Origin of the sequence: Salinisphaera aquimarina (genome assembly GCF_042643355.1) — a bacterium.
GTDB classification, from domain to species: Bacteria; Pseudomonadota; Gammaproteobacteria; order Nevskiales; family Salinisphaeraceae; genus Salinisphaera; species Salinisphaera aquimarina.
Map to the genome: position 1 here is coordinate 957,944 of NZ_JBHRSS010000003.1, position 15,244 is coordinate 973,187.

Annotated in this window: 11 protein-coding genes; 7 read left to right on the forward strand and 4 right to left on the reverse strand. The window is 62.2% G+C overall.

Annotation, left to right across the window (positions count from 1 at the left end; all coding sequences use genetic code 11):
• Positions 1-97: 97 nt before the first annotated feature.
• The 3 genes from dnaN to gyrB all read left to right on the forward strand — a co-directional run bounded on the left by dnaN (position 98) and on the right by gyrB (position 4,946).
• The gene (dnaN, locus tag ACFOSU_RS07910; protein WP_380688205.1) at positions 98-1,198 is read left to right on the forward strand and encodes a DNA polymerase III subunit beta; all 1,101 of its coding nucleotides are present in this window, start codon (positions 98-100) and stop codon (positions 1,196-1,198) included.
• Between the two features lie 17 nt (positions 1,199-1,215).
• Entirely contained in the window at positions 1,216-2,289 is a 1,074-nt protein-coding gene (gene recF / locus ACFOSU_RS07915) for a DNA replication/repair protein RecF (protein ID WP_380688207.1), read from the forward strand.
• Positions 2,290-2,525: 236 nt separating this feature from the next.
• Entirely contained in the window at positions 2,526-4,946 is a 2,421-nt protein-coding gene (gene gyrB / locus ACFOSU_RS07920) for a DNA topoisomerase (ATP-hydrolyzing) subunit B (protein ID WP_380688209.1), read from the forward strand.
• A 53-nt stretch (positions 4,947-4,999) separates the two neighbouring features.
• On the opposite strand, the gene gmhB is transcribed toward gyrB, so the two are convergent.
• From gmhB to glyQ, 3 genes are read right to left on the reverse strand one after another with little or no spacing between them, the layout of a single operon-like run.
• Positions 5,000-5,563 carry a D-glycero-beta-D-manno-heptose 1,7-bisphosphate 7-phosphatase gene (gene gmhB, locus ACFOSU_RS07925; protein WP_380688211.1) on the reverse strand — a complete coding sequence of 188 codons (564 nt, stop codon included), beginning with the start codon at positions 5,561-5,563 and terminating at the stop codon, positions 5,000-5,002.
• 25 nt (positions 5,564-5,588) lie between these two features.
• Positions 5,589-7,658, reverse strand: a complete 2,070-nt coding sequence (gene glyS, locus ACFOSU_RS07930; RefSeq protein WP_380688213.1) for a glycine--tRNA ligase subunit beta — start codon at positions 7,656-7,658, stop codon at positions 5,589-5,591.
• Positions 7,655-8,548: a glycine--tRNA ligase subunit alpha gene (glyQ, locus tag ACFOSU_RS07935; protein ID WP_380688215.1), complete on the reverse strand. Its 894-nt coding sequence runs from the start codon at positions 8,546-8,548 to the stop codon at positions 7,655-7,657. Before glyQ ends, glyS begins: the two co-directional genes overlap by 4 nt.
• Positions 8,549-8,808: 260 nt before the next feature.
• Here glyQ and glnA point away from each other — a divergent pair, with 260 nt between their 5' ends.
• The 4 genes from glnA (at position 8,809) to glnG (ending at position 13,862) form a co-directional block, all read left to right on the forward strand.
• Positions 8,809-10,218 (forward strand): glutamate--ammonia ligase, encoded by a 1,410-nt coding sequence (gene glnA, locus ACFOSU_RS07940; protein ID WP_380688217.1) that lies wholly within the window; start codon positions 8,809-8,811, stop codon positions 10,216-10,218.
• A gap of 220 nt (positions 10,219-10,438) precedes the next feature.
• A complete protein-coding gene (locus ACFOSU_RS07945; RefSeq protein WP_380688219.1) occupies positions 10,439-11,125 on the forward strand; it encodes a DUF4124 domain-containing protein in 687 nt (228 codons plus the stop codon).
• An 84-nt stretch (positions 11,126-11,209) separates the two neighbouring features.
• Positions 11,210-12,298 (forward strand): nitrogen regulation protein NR(II), encoded by a 1,089-nt coding sequence (gene glnL / locus ACFOSU_RS07950; RefSeq protein ID WP_380688221.1) that lies wholly within the window; start codon positions 11,210-11,212, stop codon positions 12,296-12,298.
• Between the two features lie 49 nt (positions 12,299-12,347).
• The gene (glnG, locus tag ACFOSU_RS07955; protein ID WP_380688223.1) at positions 12,348-13,862 is read left to right on the forward strand and encodes a nitrogen regulation protein NR(I); all 1,515 of its coding nucleotides are present in this window, start codon (positions 12,348-12,350) and stop codon (positions 13,860-13,862) included.
• Here glnG and ACFOSU_RS07960 read toward each other — a convergent pair.
• Positions 13,819-15,198 carry an NAD(P)/FAD-dependent oxidoreductase gene (locus tag ACFOSU_RS07960; RefSeq protein WP_380688225.1) on the reverse strand — a complete coding sequence of 460 codons (1,380 nt, stop codon included), beginning with the start codon at positions 15,196-15,198 and terminating at the stop codon, positions 13,819-13,821. The two genes, glnG and ACFOSU_RS07960, sit on opposite strands and share 44 nt — an antisense overlap.
• Positions 15,199-15,244: the final 46 nt, after the last annotated feature.

The window sequence follows — 15,244 nt, forward strand, 5'->3', positions numbered from 1 at the left end:
GAGATACGCACCGGTTAGACACAACCCTATTGCTACTATAACTAGCTTTTCTTAAGAGATATAAAGACAACAAGACCGACTGCTTCGGGAGCTGTCCATGCAATTTTCAGTACAACGCAGAGATCTGCTCTCTGCTCTTCAGACCGTCATCGGCGTCGTCGAACGACGCCAGACAATGCCGATCCTGTCCAATATCCTGATCAAGGCCGAAACCGATCGCATCGTGATTACCGCGACCGATCTCGAACTCGAATTGATTACGGACTGTATTGCCGTCATCGGCGCACAGGGGTCCGCCGCGGTACCGGCACGCAAACTGCTCGACATCTGCCGAGGCCTCCCCGATGATGCAGAAATCAGTCTGCAGCAGGATCAGCACCAAACCCGTGTTCAATCCGGCCGGTCGCGTTTCACGCTGGCGACAATGTCGGCCCAGGATTGGCCCTATCTCGACGAAGTCGAAGAAGGCCAGCAGTTCACGCTGGCCGAAGGCACGTTCAAGGGACTTCTCGATCGAACCCATTTCGCAATGGCCCACCAGGACGTGCGTTATTACCTGAACGGCCTGCTGTTGTCGCTGCGCTCGGACCGCGCGCGCTGTGTTGCCACCGACGGTCATCGACTGGCGCTCAGCGATGCCGCCGTTGATATCGCACTCGACGAGCCGATGCAGGCGATCGTGCCGCGCAAGGCGATCACGGAACTGGTCCGTCTTCTGAGCGACGGCGAAGCCGAAATCACCGTGCAGCTGACAACGAAACATCTGCGTCTGCAGCTGCCGGGACTGGCGTTCACCACCAAACTGATCGATGGACGCTTTCCGGATTACGAACGCGTTATTCCCGACAACGCCGACAAGCAGATGCACGCCGACAGAGACATGATTCGACAAGCCCTTTCACGTACCGCGATTCTCTCGAATGAGAAATTTGGCGGCGTGCGGCTCGCGCTCGGCGAACACACATTGCGTCTGCAGGCCCAGAACGTCGAGCGTGAAGAAGCAGAAGACGAAATCCAGGTCAGCTATGACAGCGACCCGATCGAGATCGGGTTCAACGTCAACTACCTGCTCGAGGCCCTGGGCGCCATGGTCGGACGTGAATTCACGCTGTCGCTGTCAGGCCCTGACAGTTCCGGCCTTCTACAGGCAATTGATGACCCGGCTACCCGTTATGTCGTCATGCCGATGCGACTTTAGACGCCTGCGACGGCGCGATGCATATTCAGCGTTTGCGGCTTCAGCATTTCCGGTGTTTCGAATTCGCGGATATTGAGCCATCCCACGGCATCAACGTCATTACCGGCGATAACGCCTCGGGCAAGACCAGTCTGCTCGAGGCGATTTTCTTTCTGGGCCGCGGTCAATCGTTCCGACAGTCCGGGCCGCGACCCGCCATTCGCCAGGGCCAGGATGCATTCACCCTGAACGGGGACATCGGTGTCGAGGATGGTCGTTCCCATCGTATTGGCATACACCGCACGCGGAATCGAATCGTGTTCAAGCGCGACGCGCAAGCAGAAACGACGCGCTTGGACCTGATCAACACCTTGCCATTGCAACTGGTGGATCCGAATGTGCACCGGTTGCTCGAACAAGGCCCGCGTTTTCGTCGCCACTTTATGGACTGGGGCGTGTTCCACGTGGAACACGCGTTTTTTCCGGCGTGGCGTCGCTATAGACGCGCTTTACGACAGCGCAATCGCGCGCTCAAGGCACGATTGCCCAAGAAGGACATCATCGCCTGGGACGCCGAGCTGGTTCGCAATGCCGAAGTCGTCGACGCGTCGCGTCGCGCCTATATCGAACATCTTTACCGCGGCCTGCCGGAGCGCACCAATCGCCTGCTTGGAGACGAGCCGGTCGTTCTCGACTACACGCCAGGCTGGCGCGGCGATGATGGTTTCGGCATGGCGCTCGCTTCGAGCCTCGACCAGGACCAGCGCGCCGGATTTACCCAACAGGGCCCCCATCGGGCGGATCTTCGAATCACGATTGCCAGTGCGTCGGCACGCGACTGGGTATCGCGCGGCCAACAGAAAGTGTTGACTACGGCGCTGTTGCTGGTTCAAGCCCAACTGCTCCAGCAAAGACGTGGATTGCGCCCGGTTCTGCTGATCGACGATCTTGCTGCCGAACTGGGCCCTCATTATCGGGAAACGCTGGCCACGGAAATTGAAGCCGTTGGCGGCCAGTGCTTCATGACGTTCCTCGAAGCGTCACTGGTGCCCGAGGGGCTGGGCGACGTCAGAAGGTTCCACGTGGAACATGGTCGGGTTGCAGCCGTCTAGAAACGGCCAGTCGATCCGGTTCGTATCCGCCGGTATTAGGGGTGAGGTCACAGCTTAGTCCAAGTGCTTGCCGCGGGATCGAGAGCACCCCGACAGGCGTGTCCAGAGCGAGCGTACGGGCTTTTCTTTCATTTGGCCTGATAGGGCGCTCTGAGCCTGCAAGCCGCCTGCGTGGGAGCAACGTGGTAAACTCGCAGGGTTTAGTCGAACGAATCCACTCTGAGTAACGGGCCGCCATGACGCAATCCAACGGCGATTACAATTCCAGCAGCATTAAAGTGCTCAAGGGCCTTGAAGCCGTCCGTAAACGACCGGGTATGTATATCGGCGATACGGACGACGGCACCGGTCTGCATCATATGGTGTTCGAGGTCGTCGACAACGCGATCGACGAAGCGCTGGCCGGATATTGTAACGAGATTCAAGTCCTTATTCATCGCGACCAGAGTGTTACGGTCACTGATGATGGTCGCGGCATACCCGTCGACATGCACGAAGGTGAAGGCAAGCCGGCCGCCGAAGTGATCATGACCGTGCTGCACGCAGGTGGAAAGTTCGACGCGAACTCCTACAAGGTGTCTGGTGGGCTGCATGGGGTCGGCGTGTCGGTGGTCAATGCGCTTTCGGACCGCCTGGAGCTCAATATCCATCGCGATGGCGAGCACTTTCGTCAGAATTATTCGATGGGTGATCCGCTCGACGAATTGACCGTTATGGGCAAAACCTCGCGTACGGGGACGTCGATTCATTTTCATCCCAGTCCGGACGTGTTCGCCAATATTGCCTATAGCTACGATATTCTCGCCAAGCGTCTGCGTGAGCTGTCGTTCCTGAATTCGGGGGTGCGTATCCGTCTGACCGAAGAGGCCAGCGAACGCGACGTGGTGTTCGAGTACGAAGGCGGTATCCGGGCGTTCGTGCAAAATCTCAATGAAAACAAGACTCAGCTACACGATACGGTTTGCTACTTCACCGCGGAGCGCGACGACATGGTCGTCGAGGTGGCGATGCAGTGGAACGACTCCTACCAGGAGAGCGTGTTCTGCTACACCAATAATATTCCGCAGCGCGATGGCGGCACCCACCTGGCCGGTTTTCGCGGTGCGTTGACGCGCACTCTCAACGGCTATATCGAATCCGAGGGGCTGGCCAAGAAAGAGAAAGTCAGCCCGGCGGGCGATGACGCGCGTGAAGGTCTGACAGCGGTCGTTTCGGTCAAGGTGCCCGATCCCAAGTTCTCCTCGCAGACCAAGGAAAAGCTGGTGTCGTCGGAAGTTCGCACTGCTGTGGAATCGTCGGTCAACGAACATCTGAGCGATTTCCTGCTCGAGAATCCGCGCGAAGCCAAGGTCATTGCCGCCAAGGTCATCGATGCTGCGCGCGCGCGCGACGCCGCGCGCCGGGCGCGGGATATGACGCGCCGCAAAGGGGCGCTGGATATCGCCGGTCTGCCCGGCAAGCTCGCAGACTGTCAGGAAAAGGATCCGGCGCTGTCGGAACTGTTCCTGGTGGAGGGTGACTCCGCCGGCGGCTCGGCAAAACAGGGCCGCGATCGGCACAATCAGGCGATTCTGCCGCTCAAGGGGAAGATCCTGAACGTCGAGAAAGCGCGCTTCGACAAGATGCTCTCTTCGGTCGAAGTCGGCACGCTGATTACCGCGCTGGGCTGTGGTATCGGTCGCGACGAATTCAATCCGGCCAAGCTGCGCTATCACCGCATCATCATCATGACCGACGCCGACGTCGACGGTTCGCATATTCGGACGTTGCTACTGACGTTCTTCTATCGCCAGATGTTCGCCTTGATCGAGGCCGGTTACGTCTATATCGCGCAACCGCCCCTGTACAAGGTCAAGAGCGGCAAGCAGGAATACTACGTCAAGGACGATCGCGAACTCGGCAACTATCTGCTGCGTCTGGCCCTGAGCAAGGCCGAGCTGCGCGTGGCGGCCGATGCCCCGCCGATCGCCGATGATGCCCTGGCGGATCTCGCCCACCGTTATATGGGCATGCACGAGGATATTGATCGGCTGACGCGCCGATTCGATCCGGCGACGCTGGTGGAAATGACTTATCTGCCGCCGATGACGCCGGAGCTGTTCGGTGACGAAGCCAGGATCACGGCCTGGGCGGATTCGCTTCAGCAGCGCCTGGACGCCCGCGGCGAGGCGCGGCACCGCTACGAGGTGCAGATCAAGCCTGCGGCCGACGACAAACCTCTTCATCTGCAGGTCACGCGCTACAGCCACGGCATTCCGCATACCTTTGTCTGGCATGAAGACTTCTTCACTGGCGACGCCTACAAGCGTATGGCGGCGCTGGGCAACGAGTTGCTCGGGCTCATCGGCGAGGGTGCGACGATCACCCGCGGTGAGCGGAGTCAGCCCATAGACGGCTTTCAGGCGGCCTATGACTGGCTGCTAGCCGAAGCCAAGCGCGGCCAGCACGTGCAGCGCTACAAGGGCCTCGGCGAGATGAATCCCAGCCAGCTGTGGGAAACCACCATGGACCCCGAGAATCGTCGCCTGATGCAGGTGAAGATCGACGACGCGGTGGGCGCGGATCAGATATTCACCACGCTCATGGGCGACCATGTGGAACCCCGCCGCGAGTTCATCGAACGCAACGCGCTGATGGTCTCGAATCTCGATATCTAGCGGGACTAGGGCCTGAGCGGTTGGCACAGCGCGAAAACCAAAACGCGGCCGGCTCAGTCGGCCGTTTTGGTTTTCTTTCCAGCGTTGTACCGGGCGATGATCTGGTCGGCGGCCTGCTCGAGATTGTCATAGACCGCAATCGATTGGTCCTGCAGGAAGCGCTCATCGAGCGGCTTGCCGGTGCGCACCAGAATCGGCCGGGCGCCGGCGGTGCGCGCCGCGTCGACATCGCTTGCGCTGTCACCCACAAAGGCACATCCCTGGATCGGCCGGCCGAATCGACGCGCGATATCGTCCAGCAGCCCCGTGCCGGGCTTGCGACAACGACAACCATCCTTCGGGCCGTGCGGACAGAAGAATATGCCGTCGACCTGGGTGCCGAGGTCGGCCAGCATGCGCGTCATCTTGTCGTGGATCGTGAACAGCGTGTCGTAGTCGAATAGCGCACGCGCAAGGCCCGACTGATTGCTGGCGATCACGACCCGAAAGCCGGCGTGCTTGAGCTTGACGATCGCTTCCAGGCTGCCCGCGATCGGCCGCCATTCAGCGGGCGACTTGATGAAGTCGTCGCTGTCTTCATTGATGACGCCGTCGCGATCGAGAATGACCAGTTTCATGTCGGCAACCATGGGGATGTCCGCCCTAGTCTAACGACAGACAGGAAATATCGGCGACCTGGCGGCACAGAACGTCGAGTTCCCGCAGCAACGCGACTCTATTTCGCATCAACTCGGGGTCGTCGGCCATCACCATGACCTGATCAAAGAACGCATCGAGCGGTGCGGCCAGGCGCGTGAGACTGGCCAGCGCGCGGTCATAAGCGCCCTCACTGCTCGCCTGCTCGACCTGTTCCCGGTTGACAGCCAGCGCATCCGCGAGCGCTTTCTCCGCCGGCTCGCGTACGCCTGCGGGCTCGAACGTCTTGGCTTCGACGGTGTCGTTCTTGCGCAGGATGTTGCGAATACGTTTGTGGGCGCCGCAGACGACGGCTGCGTCGTCGAGAACAACGAAACCCGCGACCGCGTGTATACGCTGATCGAAGTCGACGATATCGGTGATGTCGAGCGCAGCGACGGCCTCGAATCGATCGCCGGCGATGTCTTGGTCCGCGTAGTAGCCCCGCAGACGTTCCATGTGGAACATCCACAGCGCGTGGGCCGTGTCATCGGCGGTTTTTACAGGCTGCTGGGCTATCGCGAACTCCAGCTCGGTGGCGAGATCGATGGCTATCGGCGCTTCGATAAGCGTACGCAAGACGCCCAGAGCGGCGCGTCGCAGGCCGAACGGGTCCTTGTCTCCACTGGGCCGCCGGTTGATGGCGAATATGCCACTGAGCGTATCGAGGCGATCCGCTACGGCCAGCACCCGGCCGACGGCGTCCGGGGCAATAGGTGCTCCGGCGCGGGCGGGCGCGTACTGGGATTCCAGGGCATCGGCGACCGCGGGCTCCTCGCCTGCGGCCCGTGCGTAATAACGACCCATGACCCCTTGCAGCTCCGGGAATTCGCCGACCATTTCGGTGAGCAGGTCCGTCTTGGCGAGCATGGCTGCGCGCTCGACTGCGTCGGCATCCGCACCGGCCGCAGCGGCGAGCCGTTGTGCAATGGCCCGCACGCGTTCGCTCTTGTCGGCAAGAGATCCCAGTTCCTGCTGAAAACTCACCCGATCGAGGCCGTCGATGAGCGCGGCCAGCCCCTTGTTCTTGTCCTGTTCCCAGAAGAACAGCGCGTCGGAGAGCCGCGGGCGAACCACGCGTTCATTACCGGCGACCACTTGGGCGACGTCGCGGCTTTCGATGTTGGCAATCGTCACGAACCCGGCCTGCAGCTGCCCGGCCTCGTCCTCGATCGGGAAATAACGCTGGTGGCCCTGCAGGGTTGCGACCAGCACTTCGCGTGGCAACTGCAGAAAGCGCGTGTCGAACCGGCCGGCTATGCCCACCGGCCATTCCACGAGCGCAGTCACTTCGTCCACAAGCGCCGGGTCGACCATGGCGCGACCGCCGAAGTCACGCGCCGCGGCCTCGATCTGCTCGACCACTTTCGCGCGGCGTGCCTCGGGATCGGCGATCACGTAGCCCGGCGCTCGCAGACGCTCGGCGTAGGCGTCCGCGTTGTCGAGCGTGATCGTGTCCGGGTGATGAAAACGATGACCCCGGGTGATGCGGTCGGCGTGTTCGCCGAACACCGTGAGATCAAGCACCTTGTCGCCGTGTAACGCGACCACCCAGTGCACCGGCCTGACGAACGCCGCCTCCGAGTCGCCCCACCGCATGAGCTTTGGAATCGGCAGTTTTTTCAAAGACTTGTCGACGATCTCCTGGAGCATGTCGGAGAGCATCTTGCCGTCGTCGGTGGCCCGATAGACCAGCCGCTCGCCCTTGTCGCTGTCCTCGCGCTCGAGCGCGTCCACACTGGTGCCCAGCGATCGCGCAAAGCCCTGCGCGGCGGCGGTCGGGTTGCCGTCGGCATCGAAGGCGATCGCCACCGTCGGGCCGGCTTTTACCACCGCGACCGGATCGGTCTTGTCTGTGACCGCCGCGATAGCGACGGCCAGACGCCGCGGCGTGGCATAGAAGACGGTCTCTTCATGCGTCAGCCCGGCTTCGGTCAGTCCGTCGGTCACGCCCTTGGCGAACGCATCGCCGAGGCGCCACATGGCCTTCGGCGGCAGTTCCTCGACGCCGATTTCAATCAGTAGCGTAGCCTTCATGCGGCCTCGTTCTTATTGAGCATGGGGAAACCGAGCGCTTCGCGGGACGCGTAGTAGGCCTGTGCACAGGCACGGGCCAAGGTGCGTACGCGCAGGATATAGCCCTGGCGTTCGGTGACCGAAATGGCATGGCGGGCATCGAGCATGTTGAAAGTGTGCGAGCACTCGAGCATGCGCTCGTAGGCCGGCAGCGCCAGCGCCTTGTCGATCAGTGCCTTGCACTCGGTTTCGAGTACGTCGAAGCGCGCGAACAGCGCACCGACATCGGCGTGCTCGAAGTTGTAGGTCGACTGCTCCACCTCGTTCTGGTGGAACACATCGCCGTAGCGGATGATGCCCGCGGGCGACTCCGACCAGATCAGGTCGTAGACGCTCTCCACGTTCTGCAGATACATGGCGATGCGTTCCAGGCCGTAGGTAATCTCACCGGATACCGGCCGGCAGTCGAGCCCTCCGACCTGCTGGAAATACGTGAATTGGGTGATTTCCATGCCGTTGAGCCAGATTTCCCAGCCCAGCCCCCAGGCACCCAGTGTGGGCGATTCCCAGTTGTCCTCGACAAAGCGCACGTCGTGAATCGACATGTCCAGGCCCAGGGTCTCCAGCGACTCCAGATACAACGCCTGAATATTTTTCGGCGACGGCTTGAGCAGCACCTGAAACTGGTAGTAGTGCTGCAATCGGTTGGGGTTCTCGCCGTAGCGACCGTCGGTGGGACGTCTGGACGGCTGGACATAGGCCGCGCGCCAGGGCTCGGGTCCGATCGAGCGCAGGAACGTGGCCGGGTGGAAGGTCCCCGCGCCGACCGGCATATCCAGTGGCTGAACAATTGCGCAGCCACGCTCGGCCCAGAATTGCTGCAGCCGGAAAATGAGCTGTTGGAAATCCATGCAAAACACCCTTTAAACGCAGGGCGAAGTATAACGGAACGCCGTTGGTTCACGGCGGATAGCCGCGCGCACCAAAAAAGCGCGCCACTAAGTTTGTGCAATATAGTGGTGCGATTACCGCACTAAAATAGAGCGCTTGCGCCCATCGCAAGCCAGAAACCCGGTTTACGTGACGTGGCACGGAATCTGCCTTTATAGTGGCTGTCCTCGTTGCCCTGCGTTTTACGGGCCAACCGAGTTTCTTATACAAGGAGTCATCAATGTCGAGTAGCGAAGCGATCAAACTCATCAAGGAAAGTGAAGCGAAGTTTGTCGACTTCCGCTTTTGCGATACGCAGGGCAAGGAACAGCACGTCACGATGCCTGCGCACATCGTCGACGAAGAGTTCATGGAAGAAGGCAAGATGTTCGATGGCTCGTCCATCGACGGCTGGAAGGGCATCAACGAATCCGACATGGTACTGATGCCGGACGACAGCACCGCGATGCTGGATCCGTTCTTCGAAGAGCCGACCGTCATCGTCCGCTGTGACGTGCTCGAACCCAACACGATGATGGGCTACGAGCGCGATCCGCGCACCGTGGCCAAGCGCGCCGAGGCCTATCTGGCCTCGACCGGCATCGCCGATACCGCGTTCTTCGGCCCGGAAGCCGAGTTCTTCGTGTTCGATTCGGTCAACTGGCAGAACGAGATGAAGGGTGCCGGCTTCGCCATCGATTCCGAGGAAGCGGCCTGGAACAGTGAAAAACAGTATCCCGACGGCAACATGGGCCATCGTCCGGGCGTCAAGGGCGGCTATTTTCCGGTGCCGCCGGTTGATGCCCATCACGATATGCGCTCGGCCATGTGCCTGGCCATGGAAGAAATGGGCCTGACCGTCGAAGTGCACCATCATGAAGTGGGCACCGCCGGCCAGGGCGAGATCGGCATGCTGTTCAACACGCTGGTCAAGAAGGCCGACGAGACCCTGATCTACAAGTACTGTGTCCACAACGTCGCTCATGCCTTTGGCAAGACTGCGACCTTCATGCCCAAGCCGCTGGTCGGCGACAACGGTTCCGGCATGCACGTGCATCAGTCGCTGTCCAAGGATGGCAAGAACATCTTCTCCGGCGACGAGTACGGCGGCCTGTCGGAGGAAGCACTGTTCTATATCGGTGGCATCATCAAGCACGCCAAGGCGATCAACGCCTTCGCCAATGCCTCGACCAACAGCTACAAGCGTCTGGTCAAGGGCTTCGAGGCGCCGGTGCTGCTGGCCTACTCGGCGCGCAACCGTTCCGCATCGATCCGTATTCCCTGGGTCTCCAGCCCCAAGGCGCGTCGTATCGAGGTGCGTTTCCCGGACCCCACCGCCAACCCCTACCTGGCGTTCTCGGTCATGCTGATGGCCGGCCTCGACGGTATCCAGAACAAGATCCATCCCGGCGAAGCCATGGACAAGGATCTCTACGATCTGCCGCCCGAGGAAGAGAAAGCCATTCCGACCGTGGCCCAGTCGCTGGAAGAAGCGCTTAACGCGCTGTCCGCCGATCGCGAGTTCCTGACCAAGGGCGACGTGTTCACGGACGATCTGATCGATGGCTATATCGAGCTCAAGATGGAAGAAGTGCTGCGTCTGAAGATGAGCACGCATCCGGCCGAGTTCGACATGTACTACTCCTGCTAGCGCAGTCACGCTGACTTGGGGGAGACCGGTGCACCTCGCACCGGTCGGCGGGGCGTATCCGATTACCGGGTACGCCCTTTTTCATGCGCGTCGTCGGGCCCTTGATTCACATCGCGTCGTATCCTCGGTGCCTGCTCTACGCGCCTTGCCTCCGAGCGCTTGTCATCTCGCCGACGCGGTAAAATAGAGCGAAACAACCGACTCAGGCATGATGAGAGGCATGAACAAGGCACTGCTGCTGACTTTGTTGCTGCTCGCCGGTGCGGCGCAGGCAGAAATCTACACCTGGGTGGATGCACAGGGCGTGCGTCACTACAGCGATAACGCCGCCAGCGGTGGCGCCAAGCGCGCCGATCTGCCCGGCATCCAGAGCGTGGACGGCAACAAGGATGCGTTGGCCGAACTGCAGGCCGTTGCCGGCATGGGATCAAATCCGGGTGCTCAGGATATGCCCGAGGCGCGCACACCGCAGCTCAGTCAGCCCGAGGCCGGCGCCACGTTCCGCGACGCCCAGGGTATCGTGCCGGTGGCGCTGACCATTGGCGGCAGCAGTGAGCTGCGCTCGGGCGAACAGGTGACCTACTATCTCGACGGCAGCCCGATCCCACAGTCGCCGACCGACCAGACCCAGCTGCAACTGGGTAACGTGCCGCGTGGTTCGCATACGCTCAGCGCTGCGCTGATTTACCAGGGCCGTGAAATCCGGCGCACCGAACCGGTGACGTTCTACATGCAGCCGCCATCGGCGATTTCGCCGCTCAACACTGGCCAGGCCGGCAGCGACGGTGACGCGGGCAGCGGCATTCCCGGGACATCCGTTGCGCCGCCGGCCGGCAATTCCGCGGGCGTTCCGGCCGCGCCGCGGATCAACAGCAGCAGCGCGCCCGCGGGTCTGAACGCGAGTTGATGCACCCGTTTGGTGCGGTGCGCGCGCCACTGGGATAGGCTCAAGGGCTGTTATGTGGCCCGAGTCTTGCTTCTGCACCATGTTATGAGTCCCCGCGACAGTATCGGCGTTCGTCCCGACACCCTTCTCGACAACCTGAAGACCGCGGTGGTGTGCCTCGATGCCCAGCTTCGTGTCACCTATCTGAATACCGCCAGTGAAATGCTGTTCGGTGTGTCGGCGCGTCATTGCGGCAGCGAGCCGTTCGACAAGGCGCTGCCGTATCTGATCGATCACCGCTCAAAGCTGGAGGCGGCGCTCAGGAAAGGGGCAGCGTTCACCGAACGCGAACTGTATCTGCGTGCGGGCGGCGGTGACCCCATGATCGTGGATTGCACGGTGACGCCGTTCAACGACCGCAACGGCGACGCCTCGCTGGTGCTCGAGTTCCTGTCGCTGGATCGCCAGCTGCGCATCTCCCGGGATGACCAGATGCGGGTGCAGAATCTCGCCAATCGGGAGATGCTGCGTGGGCTCGCTCATGAAATCAAGAATCCGCTGGGCGGATTGCGCGGCGCCGCCCAACTGCTCGAACGCGAGATATCCGACCCCGATCTGCGCGAATTCACCACCATCATCATCCGCGAGGCCGACCGCCTGCATAACCTCGTCGACGGGATGCTCGGCCCGCGACGGCCACCCAACAAGCAGCCGCTGAACATCCACGAGCCGCTCGAGCACGTGCGCGCGCTGGTCAGCGCCGACCTGCCGACGGAGGTGACCCTGCAGCGTGATTACGACCCCAGCATTCCGGATATTCAGGCCGACCGGGAGCAGCTGATCCAGACCCTGTTCAATCTGGTGGGCAATGCGGTCACGGCCCTGGGCGAGCGCGGCGATATCATGCTGCGCACGCGCACCCAGCGGCTGTTCACGATCGGCGGCACCCAGCATCGGCTGGTGGTGCGTATCGACGTCATCGACAACGGGCCGGGCATTCCCCGCGATCTGCTGCCGCGGATCTTCCATCCGATGGTCAGCTCGCGTGCCGAAGGCACCGGCATGGGCCTGCCGATCGCACAGTATCTGATCCATCTGCATCAAGGGCTTATCGAGTGCGAGAGTCGCCCGGGGCAAACCATTTTCAGCGTGATCCTGCCATTGGAGGCCAGCGATGATGAGCACCAGCGCTGACGCATGCGCAGGCCGATATCCTCAGATCTGCACAGCGGTGCGATGAACCATGAATAGTGCAAAACCGACGTCATTCACCGCGTGGATCGTGGACGACGACGAGTCGATCCGCTGGGTGCTGGAGCGTGCCCTGACCAACGCAGCCATCGAGGTCCGCAGTTTCCCCGGCGGCGCCGAACTGCTCGACGCCATCGAAGACCACGTGCCGGACGTGCTGGTCACCGATATCCGCATGCCCGGAATCTCCGGTCTCGATCTGCTCGACCGGGTGCGCAAGGTACAGCCCGATCTGCCTATCATCATCATGACCGCGCATTCGGATCTGGACAGCGCGGTGTCGGCCTATCGCGGCGGTGCGTTCGAGTATCTGCCCAAGCCGTTCGACCTCGACGAGGCCGTTGAACTGGTCACCCGGGCGGCGCGACTGGCGCGGGAGGTCAGGCCGGCCGGTGCCACGGAAAAGCCCCAGCAGTCGATCATCATCGGCGAAGCACCGGCCATGCAGGAGGTCTTTCGTGCGATCGGCCGGCTATCGGCCTCCAACATCACGGTGCTGATTACCGGCGAGTCGGGTACCGGCAAGGAACTGGTTGCCCACGCCCTGCATGAACACAGCCCGCGCGCCGAGCGGCCGTTCATCGCCGTCAATACGGCGGCCATCCCGAAAGATCTCATGGAATCGGAGTTCTTCGGCCATGAAAAAGGCGCATTCACGGGCGCCGCCGCTCAGCGCCGCGGGCGCTTCGAGCAGGCCCACGGCGGCACGCTGTTTCTCGACGAGATCGGCGACATGCCGGCCGATCTGCAGACCCGGCTGCTGCGCGTGCTGCAGGACGGGCAGTTCTACCGTGTGGGCGGGCATACGCCGGTGACCGTGGACGTGCGCATCATCGCGGCAACCAATCAGAATCTGGAAGTCGAGGTCCGCAAGGGGCGCTTTCGCGAGGATCTGTTCCATCGTCTGAACGTCATCCGTCTGCGTGTGCCGCCGCTGCGTGAACGCAGCGAAGACATCCCGCTCTTGCTCGAGTTCTTTCTCGGTCGCGCGGCGCGCGAACTGCAGATGGAAATCAAGACGCTGAGCGCGGCCACCAGCCGTTTTCTCAGTGCTCTCGACTGGGCCGGCAATGTCCGTCAGCTGGAGAATCTGTGTCGCTGGCTGACGGTCATGGCGCCCGGGCGCGAAGTCGTGCTCGAGGATCTGCCGCACGATCTGCGCCAGGGCGACACGCTGCCCGCCGTCAACACCGTAGCGCCGCCGGCCCCGACGGGTCCCGCGCCGACCGGTGTCGACCCGGCAGCGCCTGAACAGCCGGCCTCTGCTGCCGGCGCGGCATGGGATGAACTGCTGGCGCGCTGGGCCCGAACACGTCTGGCCGAGGGCGCTGATCATCTGCTCGACGAGGCCATTCCGAGTCTCGAACGCGTCATGATCCATGCCGCCCTCGACCAGACCGACGGCCATCGTCAGGAAGCGGCGCGCCTGCTCGGCTGGGGCCGCAACACGCTGACCCGCAAGATCAAGGAGCTGGGTCTGGAGTCGAGGTCTGGCTCGACGCCCTGACGGTGTCCGGGGTAGCCGCCGCGCTGCCGTGCTCCTGCTGAAGACGGCGCGTATTGGGCGGCCGGCCGGTGATCAGGCGGTCGCCGGTACGGCGGGTGAAATATTTCCAGACCCATTGCAGCATTACGCGCAGGCGCCGCTCGCTGCCGATCAGCGCATAGATATGGATCAGCACCCACAGCAGCCAGGCGCTGAAGCCGGCAATCGTGAACCAGGGCAGGTTGCCCACCGCCCGATTGCGCCCGATCACCGCCATGCTGCCCTGATCCTTGTAGGCGAAGGCCGGCGTCTGCTTGCCGGCGGCCCGTCGTTTGAGCATCTTCGCGAGATATTCGCCCTGCTGGATCGCCGCAGGTGCCAGCCCGGGCACGTCCTTGCCCTTGCGGTCGGTACAGGCGGCGAGATCGCCGATCACGAAGATATCCGGATATTGCGCGAGCGACAGATCTGATTTCACCCGCAGGCGGCCGCCGCGTTCGCGCGTGGCTCCGGTCTTGTCTGCCAGGATCTCGCCGAACACCGACGCGCGCACACCGGCCGCCCACAGCACGGTGCGCGCCGGCACCCGTTGTTCGCCTTGCGGGCCTTTCATGACCACGCCGCTCTCGTCGATGGCCGAAACCAGGGTGTCGGTGATGATCTCCACGCCGAGTTCGGCCAGCATCGCCGCGGCCTTGCGCGAGAGTTTTGCCGGATACACGGGCAGTACCCGGTCCGCGCCTTCCACCAGCAGAATGCGTGCCTGTTGGGGATCGACCTGGCGAAAATCGTCGACCATCGTGCGATGGGCGAGTTCGGCGATCGCGCCGGCCAGTTCGACGCCGGTCGGCCCGGCTCCCACCACCACGAAGTTCAGCCAGGGCGCGCGTTCGGCTTCATCGCTGATAAGCTCGGCGGTCTCGAATGCATAGAAGATCTTGCGGCGCATGCGCAGCGCGTGCTCGACGGTTTTCAGGCCGGGAGCGACCTCCGCCCACTGGTCGTTGCCGAAATAAGCGTGCTTGACGCCGGTGGCCACGATCAGCGTGTCGTACTTGAGTTCGCCGTGTTCGTGGTAGAGCGTGTGCGTGGCCGGATCGATGTCGTAGGCGGTGCTCATCAGAGTGCGCACGTTCTTCTTGCGGCGCAGAGTCACCCGATGCGGCGTACAGACATCGCCGGTGGTGAGCATGCCGGCGGCGACCTGATAGAGCAGAGGCTGGAACGTATGAAAATTGCGCTTGTCGAGCAGGGTCACGTCGAAGCCGCTGCCGCCGAGTTTACGGGCCGCGAACAGGCCGCCGAAACCGCCGCCGACGATCACCACACGATGTTTTTGTTGTTGTTCCATTGTCATGATGTCTAGCCCCCGGAATCCGATGCACAGCTTAGCAAGATTGGAA